At 61.6% G+C, this 21,286-nt stretch carries 17 protein-coding genes; 9 read left to right on the top strand and 8 right to left on the bottom strand.

The window, feature by feature from the left end; genetic code table 11:
• Positions 1 to 26 precede the first annotated feature (26 nt).
• Positions 27 to 1,253 carry a dual-specificity RNA methyltransferase RlmN gene (rlmN, locus tag OU694_RS10165; protein WP_373460354.1) on the top strand — a complete coding sequence of 409 codons (1,227 nt, stop codon included), beginning with the start codon at positions 27 to 29 and terminating at the stop codon, positions 1,251 to 1,253.
• A gap of 4 nt (positions 1,254 to 1,257) precedes the next feature.
• Here the strand turns inward: rlmN and OU694_RS10160 are convergent, their stop codons facing one another.
• Complete coding sequence (locus OU694_RS10160) at positions 1,258 to 2,553, bottom strand: tetratricopeptide repeat protein (protein ID WP_308910891.1); 1,296 nt, start codon at positions 2,551 to 2,553, stop codon at positions 1,258 to 1,260.
• A gap of 183 nt (positions 2,554 to 2,736) precedes the next feature.
• On the opposite strand from OU694_RS10160, the gene OU694_RS10155 reads away from it, so the two are divergent.
• The 4 genes from OU694_RS10155 (at position 2,737) to OU694_RS10140 (ending at position 7,535) form a co-directional block, all read left to right on the top strand.
• Positions 2,737 to 4,728 carry a marine proteobacterial sortase target protein gene (locus OU694_RS10155; protein ID WP_308910890.1) on the top strand — a complete coding sequence of 664 codons (1,992 nt, stop codon included), beginning with the start codon at positions 2,737 to 2,739 and terminating at the stop codon, positions 4,726 to 4,728.
• A complete protein-coding gene (locus OU694_RS10150) occupies positions 4,725 to 5,276 on the top strand; it encodes a sortase domain-containing protein (RefSeq protein WP_308910889.1) in 552 nt (183 codons plus the stop codon). Before OU694_RS10155 ends, OU694_RS10150 begins: the two co-directional genes overlap by 4 nt.
• A gap of 105 nt (positions 5,277 to 5,381) precedes the next feature.
• Positions 5,382 to 6,599, top strand: a complete 1,218-nt coding sequence (locus tag OU694_RS10145) for an argininosuccinate synthase (protein ID WP_308910888.1) — start codon at positions 5,382 to 5,384, stop codon at positions 6,597 to 6,599.
• A 9-nt stretch (positions 6,600 to 6,608) separates the two neighbouring features.
• A complete protein-coding gene (locus tag OU694_RS10140; protein WP_308910887.1) occupies positions 6,609 to 7,535 on the top strand; it encodes an AEC family transporter in 927 nt (308 codons plus the stop codon).
• Here the strand turns inward: OU694_RS10140 and OU694_RS10135 are convergent.
• From OU694_RS10135 to OU694_RS10115, 5 genes are read right to left on the bottom strand one after another with little or no spacing between them, the layout of a single operon-like run.
• On the bottom strand, positions 7,518 to 9,179 hold the full coding sequence (locus tag OU694_RS10135; protein ID WP_308910886.1) for a M28 family metallopeptidase: 1,662 nt from the start codon (positions 9,177 to 9,179) through the stop codon (positions 7,518 to 7,520). The genes OU694_RS10140 and OU694_RS10135 overlap by 18 nt on opposite strands.
• Positions 9,180 to 9,221: 42 nt before the next feature.
• Positions 9,222 to 9,845 carry a MarC family protein gene (locus OU694_RS10130; protein ID WP_308910885.1) on the bottom strand — a complete coding sequence of 208 codons (624 nt, stop codon included), beginning with the start codon at positions 9,843 to 9,845 and terminating at the stop codon, positions 9,222 to 9,224.
• 55 nt (positions 9,846 to 9,900) lie between these two features.
• Positions 9,901 to 10,794, bottom strand: a complete 894-nt coding sequence (gene folD / locus OU694_RS10125; RefSeq protein WP_308910884.1) for a bifunctional methylenetetrahydrofolate dehydrogenase/methenyltetrahydrofolate cyclohydrolase FolD — start codon at positions 10,792 to 10,794, stop codon at positions 9,901 to 9,903.
• A gap of 32 nt (positions 10,795 to 10,826) precedes the next feature.
• Positions 10,827 to 11,168 carry a DUF167 domain-containing protein gene (locus OU694_RS10120; RefSeq protein ID WP_308910883.1) on the bottom strand — a complete coding sequence of 114 codons (342 nt, stop codon included), beginning with the start codon at positions 11,166 to 11,168 and terminating at the stop codon, positions 10,827 to 10,829.
• Positions 11,158 to 11,460 carry a YggT family protein gene (locus OU694_RS10115; RefSeq protein WP_308910882.1) on the bottom strand — a complete coding sequence of 101 codons (303 nt, stop codon included), beginning with the start codon at positions 11,458 to 11,460 and terminating at the stop codon, positions 11,158 to 11,160. Before OU694_RS10115 ends, OU694_RS10120 begins: the two co-directional genes overlap by 11 nt.
• 238 nt (positions 11,461 to 11,698) lie before the next feature.
• Between OU694_RS10115 and OU694_RS10110 the strand changes: the two genes are divergently transcribed.
• The 4 genes from OU694_RS10110 (at position 11,699) to OU694_RS10095 (ending at position 18,195) form a co-directional block, all read left to right on the top strand.
• Entirely contained in the window at positions 11,699 to 14,749 is a 3,051-nt protein-coding gene (locus OU694_RS10110; protein WP_308910881.1) for an SBBP repeat-containing protein, read from the top strand.
• 437 nt (positions 14,750 to 15,186) lie between these two features.
• Entirely contained in the window at positions 15,187 to 15,633 is a 447-nt protein-coding gene (locus OU694_RS10105) for a hypothetical protein (RefSeq protein ID WP_308910880.1), read from the top strand.
• 146 nt (positions 15,634 to 15,779) lie between these two features.
• Positions 15,780 to 17,255, top strand: coding sequence for an inorganic phosphate transporter (locus OU694_RS10100; RefSeq protein WP_308910879.1), 1,476 nt, complete (start codon positions 15,780 to 15,782; stop codon positions 17,253 to 17,255).
• A 64-nt stretch (positions 17,256 to 17,319) separates the two neighbouring features.
• Complete coding sequence (locus OU694_RS10095) at positions 17,320 to 18,195, top strand: hypothetical protein (RefSeq protein ID WP_308910878.1); 876 nt, start codon at positions 17,320 to 17,322, stop codon at positions 18,193 to 18,195.
• On the opposite strand, the gene polA is transcribed toward OU694_RS10095, so the two are convergent.
• A complete protein-coding gene (polA, locus tag OU694_RS10090; RefSeq protein ID WP_308910877.1) occupies positions 18,196 to 20,970 on the bottom strand; it encodes a DNA polymerase I in 2,775 nt (924 codons plus the stop codon).
• The gene (locus OU694_RS10085) at positions 20,970 to 21,152 is read right to left on the bottom strand and encodes a zinc-finger domain-containing protein (RefSeq protein WP_289504150.1); all 183 of its coding nucleotides are present in this window, start codon (positions 21,150 to 21,152) and stop codon (positions 20,970 to 20,972) included. Before OU694_RS10085 ends, polA begins: the two co-directional genes overlap by 1 nt.
• Positions 21,153 to 21,286: the final 134 nt, after the last annotated feature.

Genomic DNA, 21,286 nt, shown 5'->3' with positions numbered 1-21,286 from the left:
GTCTGAAAGGCAGGAGAGAGAAGATGATGCAGATCCCGTCCGGGGTCGAGCCCATTGTGGCCGACCGTACCGATCCCGCCCTCAAGGAAGGCAAGCGCAATATCCTCGGTTTCGACCGCGAGGACCTGAAGGCGGCGCTTGCTGAAATCGGCGTGCCCGAAAAGCAGATCAAGATGCGCACCACCCAGGTGTGGCACTGGCTGTATCATCGCGGGGTCACCTCGTTCGAGGCCATGACCAACGTGTCGAAAGACGTGCGCGCCCTGATGGCGGACCATTTCGTGATCGACCGGCCGCAAGTGGTGGAAGCCCAATATTCGAACGACGGCACCCGCAAATATCTGATCCGCTTCGCTGACGGCAACGAGGCCGAGACGGTTTATATCCCCGAGGAAGACCGCGGCACGCTGTGCGTTTCCAGCCAGGTCGGCTGCACGCTCAATTGCAAATTCTGCCACACCGGCACGATGAAGCTGGTGCGCAATCTGACGGCGGCTGAAATTGTCGCCCAGCTGATGGTCGCTCGCGATGACCTTGGCGAGTGGGAAAACCCCACCGAAGGCCGTCGGGTCACCAACATCGTGATGATGGGCATGGGCGAGCCGCTTTATAACTTTGATAACGTGAAGAAGGCCTTGGAGATCGTGATGGACGAGGAAGGCATCCAGCTTTCCCGCCGCCGGATCACGCTTTCAACGTCCGGTGTCGTACCGCACATGGAACGCGCGGGGCAGGAAATCGGTGTGAACCTTGCGGTCAGCCTCCATGCCGTGCGTGATGATGTGCGCTCGGAAATCATGCCGATCAACAAGAAATATAATCTGGAGCAGGTGCTCACGGCCTGCGCCAATTATCCGGGCGCGCACAATGCCCGTCGCATCACGTTCGAATATACGATGCTGAAAGGCATCAACGACAGTGACGCGGACGCGAAAGAACTCGTGCGCCTCATCCGCAAATACAAGCTGCCGGCCAAGGTGAACCTCATCCCGTTCAATCCGTGGCCGGGCAGCAATTATGAATGCAGCGAGTGGGCGCAGATCCAGCGTTTCTCGGATATCGTTTATGAAGGCGGTATCTCGGCGCCGATCCGCACCCCGCGCGGGCGCGACATCATGGCGGCATGCGGCCAGCTGAAATCAGCGTCCGAGAAAAAGTCACGCGCTGAACGCGACCGTGAGGCGGCAGCCGCTGCTGCCGGCGTGCCCCATATGGAAGCTTCCGACAGCGCGCTTGGCTGGGTCACCGGCTGATCGGTCAGCCGGCGTCTTCGTCTTCGTTGGCTTCAAGCCGGGCGAGCAAGACCCGCATCGGCTCGAAATCGGGGCGCAGTTCGATCTGGCGCCTGGCCTGCGTGATCGCTTCGTCAAGCCGGCCCTGCGCCCGCAGCAGACGGCACAGCAGCATCGCGGCTTGCGGGAATTCAGGTTTCAGCACCAGGGCGCGCTGAACGCCGAACAATGCCTTCTGCCGGTTGCCGTTCCGCATGGCTTCCCGTGCGTTCAGGAAGAAAACCTTGGCCCGGGCGTGCTGGCTCTCAAGCGCCAGCTTGTTGATATGCTCGGCGAGCCCTTCGATGGTTTCGGGTCCCCATGCAGGCTTCGGGTCCTTGATGCTTTTCGGCGGCAGTTTGCGGTAGGTAACCCCGAACACCTTTTTCAGATAGCGCACATCGGGCGCCGCCTGCTGGGTCAGGCGCTTGTAGGCCGCCTTGCTGAACGAAAAGGGTGTGCCGGGGATATGGTTGAAGCCGTGCGAGCGCGCGCGGTTCGGGTTCCAGTCCCCATCCTGCCTGTAAGCTTCCTTCTGCATCAGCGCATCAGCGATGAGCGCGGCCTCAAGGCTCATGGCCGGGTTCGCCTCCGCCGGTGCGTCATTGGTCAGGATAGCGGCCTCTTCGCCGACGACCCCTAGGAAATCGGTAACCACATCGCCGTCCTTCAGGGCCTCCCGCTCGAACGGGCGGACAAGCATGTGTGGCCGCCCGAAGGCGTCGATGAAGCGGGGCAGGGAATTCGAGGGGCTGTAGAAATAAAGCTCCTGTTCGGTCTGCTCCAGTGTCCGCAGGCCGGCGCGGATCACCTGCTGCGCCGACGAGATGGCATGGAATACCGGATGGCGGATATAGCAGACGATGGTCACCTCTTCCGCCACCGCCTTCAGCCATGCGGCCATGGCCATGCAGCCCTCGGGCGGGGTGTCGCTCAGAAACTCGCTCGAAATGACAAACGTGTCACCGGTGAAGGCGTCTATTTCCGCCGTCAGTTTTTCAAACTCGCGCTCGATATGGCGGGCCAGCAGGGTCGGCTGCCCCAGCCCCTCGCGCAGATTGTTCGAAATCTCGGTCGGGTCCAGCCGGAAAGCCGACGCGAAGAAAACATGGTTCGCTTCGTTGGCCGGATAAAGGATGCCGGCGCCCCGGAGATTGTCGCGGTTGCGGAAAAGCCGCTGCTGGATGCTGCTCGTCCCCGTCTTCGTCGTGCCGATATGCAGGAAGGCGCGCTTCAGTTTCGGGCGCGTCAGGCGGGGTGGGGCAGGGAAGGTATGGGTCATCAGGTCACTCCGTTCGGTCTCTCTTAACGCCGGCTTTGGCGGTCGTCAAAGCTTCAGGCCCGGTGTGCCGTGCCCTTGGCCTGCCGCAATTGATCACGCGCTTGCCATCAGCCCGCCCTGCGCCCGGCACAAGTGCCCTTGATGATGCCTGCCTCACCCACCCCTCAGCCATAGGAGGCGGCCATGCAAACCGGCCCAGTCGTGCGTTTCCTTTGTATCTTCTTTCTCTCCATCGCGGCCGGCCTCTCGCCCGGTCAGGCCTCCACCGGCACGGTCCCGAACGCCGGGATGGAAATCCGCGCGATGGAGCCCGAAGGCAAGCCGGAGGTCACCCGCCCCGCATTGATGGTTTCAAGCGATATCGGCGCCGAGATCTCCGGACCTATTGTACGACTGACCGTGAAGCAAACCTTCCGTAACGACAGCGATTTCTGGAGCGAGGGGCTTTTTCGCTTTCCGCTACCCGATAATGCAGCGGTCGATACGATGGTGCTGACGGTCGGTGACCGGCGCATCGTCGGGACCATCAAGGAGAAGGAAGAAGCCCAGCGCACCTATAACGAGGCCGTTCGCGCCGGCAAGAAAGCCGCGCTCCTGCGCGAATACCGGCCGAACATTTTTGCAACGCTCGTCGGCAACATCCCGCCACATGGTGACGTGACGGTTGAAATCGGCCTGCAGTCGATGGCGGGCATGGAAGGCGATACCTTCCGCTGGCGACTGCCGCAAGCCATCACCCCGCGTTACCATTCGGAAGTGAAAGCCACCCCGCGCGTAGCAGACCGTTTTTTTGAAGGCGAGGTTTTCTATTCGGCAGACGGCAAGGCGAACCCCACAAGCTTCCACGCGAGCTTCGGAGCTTCCCATGCCATCGACGCGATCGAGAGCCCGTCGCACAAGCTCGATATCACCGGCGAGGGCAAAACATTGAAGGCCGAGCTGGCGGCGGGAACCGAACCCGCGAACCGCGACCTGATCCTCAACTGGCGGTACCGGGCGGGCGAAATGCCGGCGGCCATGCTGTTCCGCGAAACGAAGGAAGAGGAAAGCTATCTTCTGGGCCTTGTGCTGCCGCCGCGCGGCGATGCCCCGCGTGCCGTACCGCCGCGCGATGTGACCTTCGTGATCGATATCTCGGGCTCGATGAGCGGGCGTTCGATCATGGAAGCAAAGGTAGCGCTCCTGTCGGGGCTCGACCTGATGGCGCCGGAGGACCGGTTCGATATCATCGCGTTTGAAAGCGCGCTTCATCCACTGTTCGGTTCCCTGCGCACGGCCACCCCCGAAACGCTCCACAAGGCGAAGGAATGGGTCATGGGGCTCGCTGCCGATGGCGGTACCGAGATGGCACCAGCGCTCGCCGCGGCCCTGAACCAGACCGGCGAGGGCGAGACCCTGCGCCAGATCCTTTTCCTCACCGATGGGGCGGTTGGCGATGAAGCCGCCCTGTTTGCGCAGGTGAAGGCGGGGGCCGGAAAGGCCCGCCTCTTCACGGTCGGTGTTGGCCCCGCCCCCAACGGTTGGTTCATGCGCAAGGCCGCTGAAATGGGCCGGGGCATCCATATCCAGATCGATGACCTGACGAAGGCGGCAGAAGCCATGAAGGCGCTCTATGCCGATATGGCGCGGCCGTCACTCACCGGCCTCGCGCTTGATGCTCAGGGTGTCGACATGGCGCCGACGGCACTGCCCGATCTTTATGGCACGCGGCCTGTTGTTTTCGCCCTGAAAGCCGGCGGCAGCGGGCCGCTTGTCCTGAAGGGCACGGACGGCACCGGGCGGCCGTGGCAGACAAGCCTTGATCCGGCAAGTGCGGAGAAGGGCAAGGGTATTGCGAGCCTCTGGGCGCGGCGCAAGGTCGAAGGGCTGATGGACGATGCCGCCATCCGGCGCGACATTGATGCCAACCGGCAGGCGATTGTCGATATCGCGCTCGAACACCGGCTTCTCACCCCCTACACGAGCTTCGTGGCGGTCGAAGAAAAGATCAGCCGGCCGGAAAATGAGGGGCTGGACCGTCAGGTCGCTGAAGGCAACTTGCCCGAAGGCACCAGTGCGAAACAATTCTTCGGGCCGCAAACGGCGGCGGGTCTTGGCCTTCATGCCTATGCTGCGTTCCTTGCCCTTCTGGCCGCGTGCTTCTTCTATGCCCTCGCCCGGCGGCGGACGGCATGAAGCGCTGGCTTTATGGTGCGGCGGCGGGGGCCTTGGCCCTCGTCGCGCTTGTCGAAGGGGGCAGGGCCGGGCTCATTGCCGCCAAGGCCTTCGCCGCCCCCGTGCTGATCGAAGCGGCCTTCGAACGCTCGGCCGAAACCGGCAAGCCGGAAAAGCCGTGGCCGTGGGCCGATGCGCCGCCGCGCTGGCAATTGACAGCCCCCGCCGTGGGACTGGATCGTTTCGTGCTTGAAGGCGCCACGATGCGCGCGCTTGCCTTTGGTCCCGTGCACCAGCGCATGGGGGCGGCACATCTGGTGTTTGGCCACCGGGACACGCATTTCGCCGCACTTGGCCGCCTTATCGAAGGCGATCTGATCGTGACGGCGGAACCGGGTGGGCACACGCGCGAATGGCGGGTAGAGCGCCACTGGGTGGCAAACGAGGACGCGCTTTATGTGCCGGGCGGCGGCGACGAAGCCGGGCTACTTCTTGTCACCTGTTTTCCGTTCGATGCGATCACCGCGGGTGGCAAGGGGCGATATCTGGTGTGGGCGGTGCCGAAATAGGGCCGAAATGGTAGGAAAATAGCCGTTTAAAGCGATTGACCGACCCCGAAGCGCCGCTATACTCGCGCACCGCTTACATACTTTCATTCCGGGAGTTCCCCACCAATGTCGGACAAGATCAAGAAAGTTGTCCTCGCCTATTCGGGCGGCCTCGACACCTCGATCATTCTCAAATGGCTGCAGACCACCTATGGCTGCGAGGTCGTGACCTTCACGGCTGACCTCGGCCAGGGCGAAGAGCTGGAGCCCGCGCGCAAGAAAGCCGAACTTCTCGGCATCAAGGAAATCTTCATCGAAGACCTGCGCGAGGAATTTGTCCGCGATTTCGTGTTCCCGATGTTCCGTGCCAACGCGCTTTACGAAGGCCTTTATCTCCTTGGCACCTCGATTGCCCGGCCGCTGATTGCCAAGCGCCAGATCGAAATCGCCGAGATGGTGGGTGCCGATGCCGTGTGCCACGGCGCCACCGGCAAAGGGAATGACCAGGTCCGGTTCGAGCTTGGCTATTATGCCCTCAACCCACGCATCAAGGTGATCGCTCCCTGGCGCGAGTGGGACCTGACGAGCCGCACCAAGCTCATCGAGTTTGCCGAAAAGAACCAGATTCCGATCGCCAAGGACAAGCGCGGCGAAGCGCCCTTCTCGGTCGACGCCAACCTCCTGCATACTTCAAGCGAGGGCAAGGCACTGGAGAATCCGTGGGAAGAGGCGGAAGAGTTCGTCTACAGCCGCACGGTTTCGCCGGAAGCTGCCCCCGATACGCCCGAATATGTGGAAATCGAGTTCGAAAAGGGTGATCCCGTCGCCATCGACGGCGTGAAGATGAGCCCGGCCACGCTCCTTACCAAGCTCAACGAGCTTGGCGGCAAGCATGGCATCGGACGTCTTGATCTCCTGGAGAACCGTTTCGTCGGCATGAAGTCGCGCGGCATTTACGAGACCCCCGGTGGTACCATCCTCCTGATGGCTCACCGCGGTATCGAACAGGTCACGCTCGACAAGGGTTCGGCGCACCTGAAGGACGAGATCATGCCGCGCTATGCCGAGCTTATCTATAACGGCTTCTGGTTCAGCCCGGAGCGCGAGATGCTGCAGGCCCTCATTGACAAGAGCCAGGAGTTTGTCACCGGCACCGTGCGCGTGAAGCTCTACAAGGGCTCGGCCACGATTGTTGGCCGCAAGAGCCCCTTCAGCCTCTATTCGCTCGCCCACGTCACCTTCGAGGAAGACGCGGTTTATGACCAGCGCGACGCCGCCGGCTTCATCAAGCTGAACGCGCTCCGCCTCAAGCTCCTGAAGCAGCGCGGCACGCTGAAGGGGTAACAACACAGCATGGCCGAGATCCTGACCATCATCGCGCCGGTTTTCCTCGCGATGATGCTCGGCTACGGGCTTGGCCGGCGCGGGTTGTTTGACGAAAGCGTCACGCCCGCGCTGATGCGCTATGTGATGCTTATCGCCGTGCCGTGCCTCTTGTTCCATTCGATTGCGGTCAGGCCTCTGCCGGGCGGGCACGAGATGCTGATGGTCGGCGGCTATTATGGCGCGCTGGCGCTTGTCTATATCGCTTCGATGTTCATCACCCGCTTCATCTTCGGCAGCAGCCTTGCCGAGCAGGGGGTGTTTGCGCTGTCCGTCTGCTTCGCGAACGGCATGTTCATCGGCTACCCCATCATCGAAGGCAAGTTCGGGCCGGAAGGCGTGCGGCTTTACCTGATGATCCTCGCCTTCCACTCGCTCACACTTGTCACCGCCACCACTTTCGTGATGGAACGCGCCAAGGCTGGCGCCATATCGCATGCGATGATCAGGGCGACCGCCATCAGCGTGGTTTCAAACCCGATCCTGATGGCGCTCGGCACCGCCCTTGTCTGGACGGGGCTTGAAATCCCGGTGCCAGCGTGGCTCGACCGGCTGACCGGCCTTTTCGGCGCATCTGCTGCCCCTGTCGGTCTTTTTGCGGGCGGCATGTCGCTTGCGGGGGTCAGTATCGCGGGTGACTTGCGCCCGGCGCTCACCGCCACGGCACTGAAGCTCCTCGGCGTACCGGTCGCGGTTTATGCCCTTCTGCATTTTGTGCTGGATCTGCCGCCTCTATGGGTCGGCGTGGCGACGGTGATGGCGGCGCTACCCACGGGGATCATCCCCTACACCATCGCTGCCCGCTACCAGACGGCGCCGCGGCGTACCGCCAGCACCGTCCTGATTTCCACCGGCCTTTCGGCCGTCACGCTTGTGGCCTTACTGAGCCTTGTCTGAGCCCTTGAGGCTTGCCTCGCGGGCGGCCTTGAACTCGGTGCCTTCGTTCCAGGCGGGCCAGATGCCGGTATCGGTGATCGAGCGGCCAAAGTGGTAATAAAGCGTCAGGTCTTCGATTGCGCCGTCAAACACCCAGTCGTCCGTCAGTTCGTCGGACGCGGCGTGATAATGATCGCGCAGGAAGGCTTCCTCGACAGCCGCCACATAGGCCTTGCCGCGCTCCACATGGTCGGTGCCGCTGCCGGGGTAGATCATCGGCACGCCGCGTTTCGACAGCGAGAAATGGTCCGACCGGTAGAAGCCGCCATGTTCGGGATGTGCGTCGGGCACGATCACGCGGCCCTGCTTTTCGGCCGCTTTCGCGAGAAGGCCGTCAAGCTCCGAATTACCATAACCGGTGACGGTGACATCCTTCGTGCGGCCGAAATTGTTGATGCCGTCCATATTGAGCCCGGCAACGGTTTTGGCGAGCGGGACGAGCGGATGGGCGGCATAGTAAGCCGAGCCCAGAAGGCCCTGTTCTTCCGCCGTCACGGCCACAAACAGCACCGAACGCTTCGGCTTCTCGCGCGCGCCGGCGAAGGCACGGGCAAGCTCGATAAGGCCGGCCGTGCCGGTGGCATTATCAAGCGCGCCATTATAGATGCCGTCGCCCTCGATCGAGGGATCGGTGCCGAGATGGTCCCAGTGCGCCATATAGACGAAATATTCGTCCGGCTTCTCGCTGCCCTCGACGATGCCGGCGACGTTGCGCGAGGTCACATGGTCCACCTTGTTCGAAAACTCGGTTGAGGCAGCGAGGTTCATCGGCACGGCCTTGAAGCCGGGCTTCAGGGCAGCGGCTTCAAGGGCGCGGCGATCAAGGCTTGCGGCCGCGAACAGCTTGTCGGCGGACTCGGTGGTGATCCAGCTTTCGAAGGCGGAAAGCGAGGCGCCCTTATCTTCGCGCACGAGACCGAACTTGGCGCCGGTCCAGCTGCTGTCGACCGTCACCCAGCCATAGGCTGCGGGAGCGGTTTCATGGATCAGGATGGCGCCGATGGCACCCTGACGCGCAGCTTCATCGAATTTATAGTCCCAGCGGCCATAATAGGTCATGGCCTTGCCGTTGAAGAGCTTCGCGTCGCCGGTGGCAAAACCCGGATCGTTGACGAGGATGACGGCAATCTTGCCGGTCATGTCGACGCCTTCATAATCGTTCCAGTTCCGCTCCGGTGCGTTGATGCCATAGCCTACGAACACAAGCTCGGCGTCCGCGACAGCGATTGTTTCCTGCTCGCGGCGGGTCCAGATCACCTGATCGGCGCGGTAGGCGAGGGCGAGCGGCTCGCTGCCACCGGTCACGGAAAGCATTGGCGCCCCCAGTGCCTCGATGGAAACGAGCGGCACCTGCTGCTCGTAGCTGCCATTGTTCGCTGGCTTCAGGCCGGCGTCCGCAAAGGCTTTCGCGATGAATTCGACCGTCTTGTCCTCGCCGGGCGTCGCCGGGCCGCGACCGCCGAACTCGTCGGACGATAGCGTGGCGACGCTTTCCTTGTAGGCCGCTTCATTGATCAGATACGGGGCCGACGCAGGGGCCTCGCTTTCGGTATCGCACGCGGCAAGCAAGAAAAGCGCTGTGGCAAGAAGGGGTAGCTGTTTCAACGTGAACTCCAGTTTCTTCTCGGGGGGAGGGTTCAGCCGGCGTCAGCCGCCGACGAAGGTATTTCTCAGGCCGTCAAGGACGAACTGGCCGGCCAAGGCAGCCAGAATGATGCCGAGCACGCGGGTGATCACCCCGTTGACCGAGGGTCCAAGCACGCGCATCACCTTGCCGGCGGCGAACAGGAAACCGAGCGTGATGAGCATGGTCAGGCCAAGGGCCAGATAAACCATGAGCTGCCCGGGTAGATCGTTTTCCACATTGGTCATCAACAGCATGACAGTGGCAATGGAGCCGGGGCCGGCAAGGAGCGGCAGGGCAAGCGGGAAGACCGAGATATCCTCGAAATAGTCTTCCATCTTGTGGGCGCTTTCTTCCTTACGCTCGAAGCGCTTTTCCATCACCATTTCAAGCGCGATGATGAAAAGCATGATCCCGCCGGCGACCCTGAGGCCGTCCATCGAAATGCCCATGGCGCCAAGGAAGGGTTTGCCCACGAGCGCGAAGAAGAAAAGGATGCCGGTCGCGACGACCACACCCTTGATCGCCATCTTGCGCTGGTGATCCTTCGGCGCGTCCTGCGTGAGGCTTGCGAACACGGGCGCGATGGCCACCGGGTCTACGATGACGAAAAGCGTGATGAAAGCGGTTGCAAACGCGTCGAGCATGGCGAAAACCCGTTATCCCTGATGAAGTTGGGCGGAACTGCGCCACAGGGTGGCGTCAGATGGCCTTCGGGTCAAGCCCGTGCTGGCGGCAAGTGGCCGTCACGGTGTTCCGGAGAAGGCAGGCGATGGTCATCGGCCCCACACCACCCGGCACCGGCGTGATGCGCCCGGCGACGGCTGCCGCTTCGTCAAAGGCCACGTCGCCCACAAGCCGGGTCTTGCCTTCGCCCTTTTCCGGGGCCGCGATACGGTTGATGCCAACGTCGATCACGGTGGCCCCAGGCTTGATCCAGTCGCCCCTGATCATTTCGGGCCGGCCGACAGCGGCGACCACGATATCGGCGGCTTTCACTTCGCCGGGCAGATCCTTCGTGCGGCTGTGCGCGATGGTGACGGTGCAGTTGGCGTCCAGCAGGAGCTGCGCCATCGGCTTGCCGACGATGTTGGAGCGACCGACGACAACAGCCTTGAGGCCTGAAAGATCGCCAAGCGCGTCCTGCAGCATCAGCAGGCAGCCAAGCGGCGTGCAGGGCACAAGGCCACGGCCGCCCGTTGCCAGCAGGCCGGAGTTCACCACATGGAAGCCGTCCACATCCTTGGCAGGGTCGATGGCGGCGATCACCTTGGCTTCGTCGATCTGCTTGGGAAGCGGCAACTGCACGAGGATGCCGTTCACTGCCGGATCCGCATTCAGCGCCTCGACGCGGGCCAGAAGATCGGCTTCGCTCGTGTCGGCGGGCAGTTCGAAATGGAAGCTGTTCATGCCGGTGTCGGCTGTCTGCCTCACCTTGTTTTTCACATAGACCTGGCTTGCCGGATCCTCGCCGACGATCACGACGGCAAGGCCTGGCGTGATGCCATGCCTGGCCTTGAGGGCGGCAACGTCCGCCGTCACACCGGCGCGGACTTTTTCGGCAAAGGCTTTGCCATCGATGATGCTGGCGGTCATGGGCGGGCTCCCGTTCTGGTCCGGTCAGGGGCTCAAGGGGCAAGCTCGGCCAGCCGGGCAGTGATCTCTTCCTGGAACGCGGCGAGGCCGTCCGCATCGGCGGGGCCTTCAAGAAACAGCAGTTTCTGCCGCGATATGTCGCCCCCTATAAGCCTTACGGCTGTTTTCGGCAACTTGAGTTTTTTGGCGAGAAACTTGATGAGCGCGGCGTTCGCCTTGCCGTTTTCAGGCACGACGGTGACGGCCACCTTCAGGCGCAAGTTGCCGGCGTCATCGCTGATCCAGCCGTCGATCCGCCCGGCGGCAGCCTTCGGCGTCAGGCGCACGGCGAGGGTCAGCCCGCCGTCCACAGCCTTGAGGGCGTCAGTATCCATAGACCCCGAGGGCGGGCGCGATGCTGGTCGCGATGAAGATGCGCAGGAAATGGATCAGCAACAGCAAGATGATCGGCGAAATATCGAAGCCGCCAACATGCGGGATGATGCGCCGGATCGGGTTCAGGATCGGTGCGGTGATGGCGTCGAAGAAGGCCATGACGGTGCGCACGAAGGGCTGGTAGCTGTTGATCACGCCGAAGGAAACGAGCCAGCTCATGATCACCCAGATGATGATCGCTGTGCTGTATAGTCCGAGGACCGTATCGATAAGCCAGAAAATTGCCGTCATCGGCCTCGCCTCCCTGCGCCTTTTCCGTTATGCTGCCACTGGCAGCCAAAGGATTCTGTCATGCATCTTGCAAAGATGTAGGGTGAAAACCGCCGGAATGCAATCTGGCGGCAGAATTTGCCGGATTTTTCCGAGTCGTTTGGGCGATTTGCGAATATTCGGTGGGCAAGAATGTCCATATCGGCAAGAATTGCCGGGTGAGTGACCCTGAAGGGCGGAAAGCAGAAGGCGCGAAAAAGTGGCGTTTTTTGGAAATATCAGCGGTACGGGCGGCCTTTTCGGGGGAAATACTCAATCCTTCCGGCCGACCATTGTTGGCATTTCGACCTCGCTTCTCTCTGCCATCAATGATGCCAAGCTCACCCAGTCCGCGCTGAACAGCCTGTCGGCAGAAGACCGCGCCAAGCTCAACCAGCGCACCCCCACCAACACGCTGACCACCCCGCCATGGGAGAATGCCGAGACGCCGCGCTCGCTGGAGCAGCAGGTGCGCGAGGTGCGTGGGCTCAATTCCTTCATCAATCTGAAGGATTCGGATATCAAGGGCGTGGCAAGCGACCCCGACCAGCAGGCGACCTTCGTGCTTTACAAGGCGCTGAACAACCTGCGGGTGCTGGCGGAATATGCCTCGCAGAAGTCGACGACGGCTTCGACGATCGCGCAGCTCGACACGCTTTTCAAATCCGGCCTCACCGAGGTGCGCGACTATCTCGCCTCCACGTCGCTCAACAATCTCGACCTGTTTTTGGGCGACAAGCAATACAAGACCGAGACGACGACGCGCCTTGGCAAGAACGCTTCGGAATATAATGGCAAGCCTGTCGCCGAGACTGCGACCGATGCGGTAGCAGGGCTGACCGGCACCGAGGTTTTCACCGTCACCCTGTCGAAGAACAGTGTGGCAGGTGATCAGCTGGACAGCGACACTTTCACGGTCGACCTTTCCGAGATCGGCGGCACGCTGTCGCTGAAGGCGGTGACGGACCTTATCAATTCGAAGATCGAGGCACTGCAAGCTGAAGACGAGCTGGGCAACCCGATGGTGGACGGCGAGGGCAACCCGGTTTCCAAATATTCCACCCGGTTTGTGGCAGCCCAGGACAGCCGCACCGGTGATTATGCGATCCGCGTGAAAGGCACGATCCTGGAGGATGCGAAGTTCGAGGCCGCAGCCAGCGAGCCCACACTTTATGTGTCTTCTGCCGTGTTGCAGCTTGACGATGCCTTCGCCATCACCAGCCGGGTGACCGAACTGAACAACCTCTCCGGCACGATTACGGTGGATGACACTTTCTCCTTCTCGGGCGTCGATCTTGGCGGTACCGAGTTCAAGGGCCTGGTTTCGGACGAGGAAGACGACGACATCGATCCCCGGATCAAGGAAATGCGCGACAAGATGCTGGCCGAAAGCCGCGCCGATGTGATCGGCGAGGACGCGGCCGCCGAAGAAGCGGAAGCCGAGGACGAAGACGCCACCTCGATCACCAATATCGATGCCAAGAACCGCGTGAATGCCGATACGTCCGCGTCCAAGATCGCGACGGACAGCGAAGGCAATGTCTATGTGATCGGCACGACGACTGGCAGCTTCGGCCACCAGATCAATGCCGCCGATACGCAGGATGTGTTCCTCACCAAGTTCGACAGCACCGGCAATGTGGTCTTCTCCCGTCTTCTGGGTGCTGCTGATAGTGCCTCGGGCTATGCGATCACCATTGACGGTGAAGACAATGTGATCGTCGCAGGCCAGACGAACAGTGCGCTTTCCACGAAAGACGTGATTGATGGCACCGATGCCTTCGTCACCAAGCTTTCGAAGCGCGGTGACGAGATCTTCCGGTACCAGCTCGATACCGCAGGCGAGACGAGCGGCCTGTCCCTAGCCGTTGATGCGGCGGGCGACATCATCCTTGGCGGTTACACCAAGGCCGGCATCAGCTCCACCTCGGGCTTTTCCGGCGCCAAGGACGGGCTTCTCCTGAAGCTTGACGGCGATACGGGCAGCAAGCTCGCGTCCGCTGTTTACGGCACCAGCTCGAACGAGAGCATCAAAGGTGTGGCGGTATCGGCCGACGGCAATATCCTGGTGGCGGCGGAGGAAGGCGGCAATGCCGTCGTCCGCAAGCTCGATGCCACCGATTTCTCGGTGATTGATACGGTCGATTTCGGCTATCTTGGTACCGGTGGCTCGGTCGAAGGGCTTAGGGTCGATGGCAACGACGTCTATCTCGTGGGCACGACGACCTCGGCACTTACCGCCGGTGGTGCTGCCGCCCAGAACGGCAGCCTCGCTGGCGGCTACGACGGGTTCGTTGCCAAGGTGACCGATGGCGGCGGCTCGCTGTCGGCGGACTATACGACCTATATCGGTACAAGCGGCACAGACCGGCTTGCCGATGTCGTTGTCTCCGGCGGCAAGGTCTATGTGGCGGGCTCGACTGCAGGCACCATCGCTGGCGAAGCCAAGACCGGCTCCTACGACGGTTTCGTGACGCGGATCGACGGGGCGTCCGGCGCCGTTGAGGATACCCAGCAGTTCGGCGAGCAGCTGGCGCGGGCGACTGTCGGCGGTGTGGCCTTCACCACCAAAGGCAACAGTGTGCTTGAGACGCTCGGCCTGCCGCAGGGCACGGTTCTGGAAGACCAGCAGCGCGACCTGCAGACGCAGACCTCGGCACGCGCGGGCGACTATTTCTATATATCGGTTGATGGCGGATCGAAAAAGAAGATCGCGCTGTCCGAAGGCGATGATTTCAACGATATCGCGCGCAAGATCCGGATTGCTGCTTTCAGCAAGCTGACGGTGACGGTGTCAACCTCCAGCGAAGGTGCGAAGCTGAAGCTTGAAGCCAAGGACTCGACGATTGACCTGATCGCCGGCAATGGCGACCAGGACCTTCTGGAGCGCATCGGCCTCACGCCTGGCAAGCTCCTGCCCAAGAGTGAAGCGCTTGGCATCGATGAAGAAGACGCCGAGCCCGATCCGGCCAATCCGCTCAATCTCGGTGGCGCCTTCTCGCTGAAGCTGGATGGGGCGCTCAATATTGGCGACAAGAAAGCCGCCAAATATGTATTGGGCCTCCTTGATACCGCCATCTCGACCATACAGCGCGCGTTCCGCTCGCTGGAATATGATCCGATCAAGGCGCAGCTTCTGGAAGATTCGAAGAAGAATGCCAATATCGGGCCGCCGCCCGCTTATCTGACGGCCAAGATCGCCAACTACCAGGATGCGCTGAACCGGCTGCAGGCCTCGACGATCGCGAGCCCGACCAGTTTCCTGTTCTGACAACATTTCGGGGCTGCGGCCTGATGGACGCAAGAATAGAGAAAGCCGCTTCGAGGGTGTCTCGCGAAGCGGCTTTTCTTTTCAGAAGGCTGACTGCGTGCCTCCCGGCCGGCGCAGAAACAGGAGTACGATTGGGGGTCGAGTTTTTCCTGTTCCAATCCCCGGCTCGGGAGGCACTTATACCATTACAAGCGCCGTGCCAGTCCGGTGTTTCCGGAATTTAGCCATACATACCAGCGTGTTAAGGCACACGCCTTCAAATCGCATCGCTACCTCAGGGTTGAAATTCGCATTATGCAATGAAAAATCGATGCAAAATGCAGTTAACATTGCAATATGCATCAATATCGTGAAGGTGCGGGCCTGCCAACAGGGTCTGGTCGTGGACCTTCTTTCTGGTCTAGGATGGACCCCGGTTTCGAACGAGGCGCAGACGCATGGATGATGAAAACAAGGCAAACAGATGGTGGCGCCGCGTGCCTCGCGCATGGGCACTGGCATTGTGCCTGCCTGTGTTTGGCCCGGCATCAATGCCGGCGATGGCCGAAGAGAAGGCTGAGGAAGCGCCGAAGCCCTATATTGATCTCGCGCCCATCTATCTTTCGGTGCTGAACAAGGGTCGGGTGATCGGCGTTGTGACACTTGAACTGGTGCTGGAGGTCAAGGACCCCGCCCATGACAGCGCAATGGTGACCGAACGCCTGCGGCAGATCGAAGGCGATTTCGCCGCCGCGGGAATGGAGATGGCCCGGCAGGTCTTCCGGGTGGACCGGCCCATCGACCCCGACCTTGTCTCGGCCTATCTCACCCCTTATGTCGAACGCCGGCTGGGGCCGGGCAAGGTGAATGTGCTCGTGAAGCAGGCGCTCATCCGCCCGATGTGAGGCTGGTCGTTTCCTTCCCTTTCAACGGGTTGCAAACAGGTCGGCTCGCAGCCCAAAAGAATCCTTACATTTTGATGTCACTTTTGTTACAGACCGCCCGAGTGGTGTAACCGCCCGGCACGTTGCCAGGGGTGAGGAGCGGACATATGGAACTGGACAAGGTCGACCGCGAGGTCGCACGGGTCGCGAAGGTGCAACAGGCTGTCGCGGCCGAGCAGGGCGGTCTCATGAAGCTCGGGCTCGCGCTTTTCTTCGTCGTTCTTGTCTTCCTTTATGCCACGCAGGTCCATGCCGGCACCAATGTCAGCTATTTCATCATCGCAGCGGCCGTGATCGGCGCCTATATGGCGATGAATATCGGCGCCAACGATGTGGCGAACAATGTGGGGCCGGCGGTGGGCTCCAAGGCGCTTACCATGGCGGGGGCGCTTGTCATCGCTGCGGTGTTCGAGGCAGCGGGTGCGCTCCTTGCGGGTGGGGACGTGGTGTCCACGATTTCCAAGGATATCATTTCGCCCACCGCCTTTTCCGACGGTATCACCTTCATTTGGGCCATGATGGCCGCGCTGCTCGCGGCGGCTCTCTGGCTCAATCTTGCCACCTGGCTCGGGGCGCCTGTTTCCACCACCCATTCGATTGTCGGCGGTGTGATGGGGGCAGGGATCGCAGCGGCCGGTTTCGGCATGGTCAACTGGCCGGTGATGGGGGGCATTGCGGCCAGCTGGGTTATTTCTCCGATTCTCGGCGGGGTCATCGCTGCCGCCTTCCTGCGTTTCGTCAAGCTGGTGATCGTCGAACAAGAGGACATGATCGCAGCTTCGAAAAAATGGGTGCCGATCCTTGTGGCCATCATGGCCGGCACCTTCACGGTCTATCTTGTCTCGAAGGGCCTGAAGCATCTCTGGAAGCCGGAAGCGCCTGTCGTCTGGGCTGTCGGCCTTGCAGTTGCAGTGATTTCGTGGGCGGCGATGCGGCCCTATGTGGCGCACCGTGCGCTCGGGCTCGAGAATCGCAAGAAATCCGTGTCGCTTCTCTTCCGTGTCCCGCTCATCTGTTCGGCGGCGCTTCTTTCCTTCGCTCATGGCGCCAACGATGTGGCGAACGCCGTGGGGCCGCTTGCCGCCATCGTGAGTGCAGCCGAATCGGGGGCGTCTGCCGCTGGCAAGGTATCGCTGCCCTTGTGGGTGATGGTGATCGGCGCCATCGGCATCTCGATCGGTCTCCTGCTCTTTGGCCCGAAGCTCATCCGCACGGTCGGCGGTGAAATCACCAAGCTGAACCAGATGCGCGCCTTCTGCGTGGCGCTGTCGGCAGCGATCACCGTGATTGCGGCCTCGGCGCTCGGCATGCCTGTTTCCTCGACCCACATCGCCGTTGGCGGTGTGTTCGGTGTCGGGTTCCTGCGCGAATATCTCGCCAACAAGGCCAATGGCAACGCCCGGGAACTGTCGAAGATCACGACGCCCGAAAAGGTCGCCGCCAAGGCGGAGAAGAAGGAAAAGCGCCGTCTGGTACGGCGCAGGCAGGCGATGAACATCGCCACGGCCTGGATCATCACCGTGCCGCTTTCGGCCACGCTCGCGGCCGCGCTTTATCTCGGCGCTCGTACCTTCTTCGGCTGAAGCCTGCCCGCTCGGATTGTCTGCCCCCCTCATCTGCGGTAAAAACAGATTGAAAGGGCAGACGATGCGACACTTGCTTATCCTGTTGGTGGTTTTGACACCTGCGATCGCCTGTCGCGCGGCGACGGCGGACGACCGGCCTGTCGCGCAGTGGTTCTATGTCGATGTGCCGCCCGCGATGATCCTGAAGGGTGAGGACAAGGGCACCGGCTATGTCGACAGGATCATCGGGCTGTTCAAAAGATCCATGCCCGGATACCGCCATGAAGACGTCCAGAGTTCGGTGACGCGCATGTTCGCCACCATGCAGGAACGCGACGGCATCTGCACGGGCGGCCTGCTGCGCACGCCGGAGCGCGAAAAGGTGCTCTTCTACAGCAATTCCTTCTATCCGGTGCTCGTCAACCGGCTGGTCACCAACCGCGCCAAGCGCCCCCTGCTGGCGCCCTATGTGAGCCCCGAAGGCCATGTGGATCTAGGGGCCCTTGCCGACGACGACAGGCTGGTGGCGGGTTATGTGGGCCAGCGCTTCTACAGCCCCCTGATCCAGCAATTCATCGAAACGCGCACGGCAAACGACCCCGAAGGCCGGTTGCGGGTGCTGATCCCCAACGACCGTTTTTCGCTGCTGTTGCGGCACGACAGGATCGACTTCGCCTTCGGCCTTGCGGCGGAAATCTACTATCAGTCGCTCAGGGAAGAAGCCGCCGCAGAGGGCGCCGAACTGGTTTCCTATGCGGTCAGGGGCGAGCCGGTCGCGAAGCCCGGTGGTTTCGCCTGCTCGGGCGGCCCGCTCGGACGGCAGATCGCCGGCGAGATCAACCGGCTTGTTGCCGATCCGGCCATCCGGGCAGAGATCCGCAGCTATTATACCGACTGGCTTGACGAAGATGCCCGGCGCGATTTCGCCCGGGCCGTGGAGGAAGAAGAGGCGCGCTGATCAGTGCGCCTCTTCCCAATTGTCACCGAAGCCCACATCCACATCAAGCGGCACGCTCAGTTCAATCGCCGGTGCGGCTGCGCCTTCCATGACCTTGCGGATCACCGGAATGGCCGCCTCAACCCGGCCTTCGGGGGCTTCGAACACCAGTTCGTCATGCACCTGCAGCAGCATCTTCACGTCGTCAAGGCCGGCGTCCACCAGCGCTTGCGGCATACGGATCATGGCGCGGCGGATCACATCGGCGGCAGTACCCTGGATGGGCGCGTTGATTGCAGCGCGCTCCCCGAAGGCACGATGCATCGGGTTCTTGTCCCTGAGCGCCGCGATATGGCATTTGCGGCCGAAAAGGGTGGTCACATAGCCCGATTCCTTGGCGGCGGCGATGGTATTGTCCATATAGGCGCGGATGCCGGGAAAGCGTTCGAAATAGGCCTCGATATATTTCTGCGCGTCCGAGCGCTCGATGCCGAGCTGGCGGGCGAGCCCGAAGGCCGAAATGCCATAGATGATACCGAAGTTGATGGCCTTGGCCTGCCGGCGCACCATCGGGTCCATGCCATCGATCGGCACGCCGAACACTTCGGACGCTGTCATCGCGTGAATGTCGATCCCGTCGGCGAAGGCTTTCTTCAGGGCCGGGATATCGGCGATGTGGGCCAGAATGCGAAGCTCGATCTGGCTATAGTCGGCGGAGAGCAGCTTGCAGCCTTTCTCGGCGATGAAGGCGCGGCGGATCTTGCGGCCTTCTTCCGAGCGGATCGGGATATTCTGAAGGTTCGGGTCGTTTGACGACAGCCGCCCTGTGGTGGTGGAGGCCAGATGATAGCTCGTATGGATGCGGCCGGTTTCCGGGTTCACATCATTGACGAGCGAATCGGTATAGGTGCTTTTCAGCTTCGCGAATTGACGGTGCTCCAGCACCTTGGCGGGCAGGTCATGGCCCTCGGCGGCGAGCGCTTCAAGCACATCGGCGCCCGTGCCCCAGGCGCCGGTCTTCGATGATTTCTTGCCGCCCTTGAGACCCATGTCCTCGAAAAGGATTTCGCCCAGCTGCTTCGGGCTCTGCACATTGAAGGGCCGCCCGGCGAGCTTCTGGATTTCCTCGTCAAGCTTCTGGATCGATGCCGCAAATTCGTTCGACAGGCTTTTCAGTGCCGGTACATCAACCCTTATGCCTTCGCGTTCCATGGCGGAAAGCACGGGCACAAGCGGACGCTCCAACCGCTCGTAAACGCTCATCACCTGCTCGGCGGCGAGGCGCGGCTTCAGGATGCGCCACAGGCGGCCGGTAATATCGGCGTCCTCGGCGGCATAGTCGGTCGCTTTTTCAAGCGTCACCTTGTCGAAGGTCACCTGCGATTTGCCGCTGCCCGCTACATCCTTGAAGGAGATGGGCGTGTGATCGAGATGGAGACCCGAAAGCTCGTCCATGCCGTGGCCGTGCAAGCCCGATTCGAGCGCATAGGACATCAGCATCGTGTCGTCGATGGGCGCCACATTGATGCCCTGCCGCGCGAAGATGGAAATATCGTATTTCAGATTCTGGCCGATCTTCAGGATCGACGGATCTTCAAGAACCGGTTTCAGGCGCTTCAGCACCTCCGCCTTGTCGAGCTGATGGGGGCGTTCGGCAAACATGCCGTCGCCGTCTCCCGTGTGGCCCACGGGGATATAGCAGGCCTCGCCGGGCACGATGGACAGCGAGATGCCGACAAGGTCGGCGCGCATCACATCAAGCGACGTGGTTTCCGTGTCGACCGTCACCTGACCCGCCGCCATGATGCGGACGATCCAGGTCTCCAGGTCTGCCATCTCGGTGATGCAGCTGTAGGTGGCCTTCTCGACCGTGACGGCTTCGCTTACCGGGTCGACGGTCGGATTGTCATCGAGGAAGCCCGCATAATGATGCTGCACCTTCACCTTCAGCGAGCGGAAGGATTGCTCGTCGATGAAGGCGAGAAGCGGGCCGGGCTCGGGCTCGCGGACCATCAGGTCATCAAGGCCGAAGGGTACGGGCGCGTCACTCACCAGCCGCACCAGATCGCGGCTCATGCGCGCCTTGTCGGCATTTTCAAGAAGCGTTTCGCGGCGCTTCGGCTGCTTGATCTCGCCCGCACGCTCGAGAAGCGTGTCGAGATCGCCATATTCGGTGATCAGCTGGGCGGCGGTCTTGATGCCGATCCCCGGCACGCCGGGCACGTTATCGACGCTGTCACCGCAGAGCGACTGCACATCAACCACGCGGTCCGGTCCCACGCCGAATTTCTCGACGACGCCGGTGTAATCGATCCGCTTGTTCTTCATGCTGTCGAACATGGTGACCTGCTCGTTCACGAGCTGCATCAGGTCCTTGTCCGAAGAAACGATGGTGACCTTGAAGCCTTTGTCGGCTGCCTGCTTGGCGTAGGTCGCGATGATATCGTCGGCTTCATAGCCTTCCATCTCGATCGCGGGTACGCCAAAGGCTTTCACCGCATCCCGGATGATCGAAAACTGCGGCACCAGATCCTCGGGCGCGGGCGGGCGGTGGGCCTTGTATTCGGGGTAGATGTCAGACCGGAAGGTCTTGCGCGCGGCATCGAAGATCACAGCCAGATGGCTCGGCTTCTCGCCGTCGGCCAGATCCTGGATAAGCTTGAACAGCATGTTCGAAAAGCCGAACACGGCGCCGACCGGCGTGCCATCCGGCCGCGTCATCGGCGGCAGGGCGTGATAGGCGCGGAAGATATAGCCCGATCCGTCGATCAGATAGAGATGCGGCGTTTCAGCCATCAGTGGTGATCGTCGACAGGTTCGCCGTCAAGGATGAAGAGGCGGTCGCAGTAAGGGCATTCAACCTGGCCGTCTTCGTTCATCGTCAGATAGACGCGCGGATGGCCGAGCGGGCCTTCGTCGCCGTCGCAGGCTACGGTTTTCGTGTTCACATGCTTGATTTCAGGAGCGTCTACAGACATGGCGTCACCTTACATTGCGCTGGCTTTGCCCCTATATAAACAAGGCTTCCCGCCTTCACAAGCACGCGAAGGCCGTCCGGTACGCGTCCGGCGCAATTGACCGCTACCTGCGCCATCTGGTACCGCTTCAGGGC

The sequence above is a fragment of the Pseudokordiimonas caeni genome, assembly GCF_026719705.1.
GTDB lineage: Bacteria > Pseudomonadota > Alphaproteobacteria > Sphingomonadales > Kordiimonadaceae > Gimibacter > Gimibacter caeni.
Note: the sequence above shows the minus strand (reverse complement) of the source record. Positions and strands in the feature narration are given on the sequence as shown.

What these genes read in the sequence shown, in the direction of transcription:
- OU694_RS10120 (WP_308910883.1), bottom strand. Translation starts at nt 11,168, where the DNA reads ATGGATACTGACGCCCTCAAGGCTGTGGACGGCGGGCTGACCCTCGCC.
- OU694_RS10140 (WP_308910887.1), top strand. Translation starts at nt 6,609, where the DNA reads ATGGCCGAGATCCTGACCATCATCGCGCCGGTTTTCCTCGCGATGATG.
- OU694_RS10095 (WP_308910878.1), top strand. Translation starts at nt 17,320, where the DNA reads ATGCGACACTTGCTTATCCTGTTGGTGGTTTTGACACCTGCGATCGCC.
- OU694_RS10150 (WP_308910889.1), top strand. Translation starts at nt 4,725, where the DNA reads ATGAAGCGCTGGCTTTATGGTGCGGCGGCGGGGGCCTTGGCCCTCGTC.
- OU694_RS10100 (WP_308910879.1), top strand. Translation starts at nt 15,780, where the DNA reads ATGGAACTGGACAAGGTCGACCGCGAGGTCGCACGGGTCGCGAAGGTG.
- OU694_RS10130 (WP_308910885.1), bottom strand. Translation starts at nt 9,845, where the DNA reads ATGCTCGACGCGTTTGCAACCGCTTTCATCACGCTTTTCGTCATCGTA.
- OU694_RS10155 (WP_308910890.1), top strand. Translation starts at nt 2,737, where the DNA reads ATGCAAACCGGCCCAGTCGTGCGTTTCCTTTGTATCTTCTTTCTCTCC.
- folD (WP_308910884.1), bottom strand. Translation starts at nt 10,794, where the DNA reads ATGACCGCCAGCATCATCGATGGCAAAGCCTTTGCCGAAAAAGTCCGC.
- OU694_RS10160 (WP_308910891.1), bottom strand. Translation starts at nt 2,553, where the DNA reads ATGACCCATACCTTCCCTGCCCCACCCCGCCTGACGCGCCCGAAACTG.
- OU694_RS10085 (WP_289504150.1), bottom strand. Translation starts at nt 21,152, where the DNA reads ATGTCTGTAGACGCTCCTGAAATCAAGCATGTGAACACGAAAACCGTA.
- polA (WP_308910877.1), bottom strand. Translation starts at nt 20,970, where the DNA reads ATGGCTGAAACGCCGCATCTCTATCTGATCGACGGATCGGGCTATATC.
- rlmN (WP_373460354.1), top strand. Translation starts at nt 27, where the DNA reads ATGCAGATCCCGTCCGGGGTCGAGCCCATTGTGGCCGACCGTACCGAT.
- OU694_RS10145 (WP_308910888.1), top strand. Translation starts at nt 5,382, where the DNA reads ATGTCGGACAAGATCAAGAAAGTTGTCCTCGCCTATTCGGGCGGCCTC.
- OU694_RS10115 (WP_308910882.1), bottom strand. Translation starts at nt 11,460, where the DNA reads ATGACGGCAATTTTCTGGCTTATCGATACGGTCCTCGGACTATACAGC.
- OU694_RS10105 (WP_308910880.1), top strand. Translation starts at nt 15,187, where the DNA reads ATGGATGATGAAAACAAGGCAAACAGATGGTGGCGCCGCGTGCCTCGC.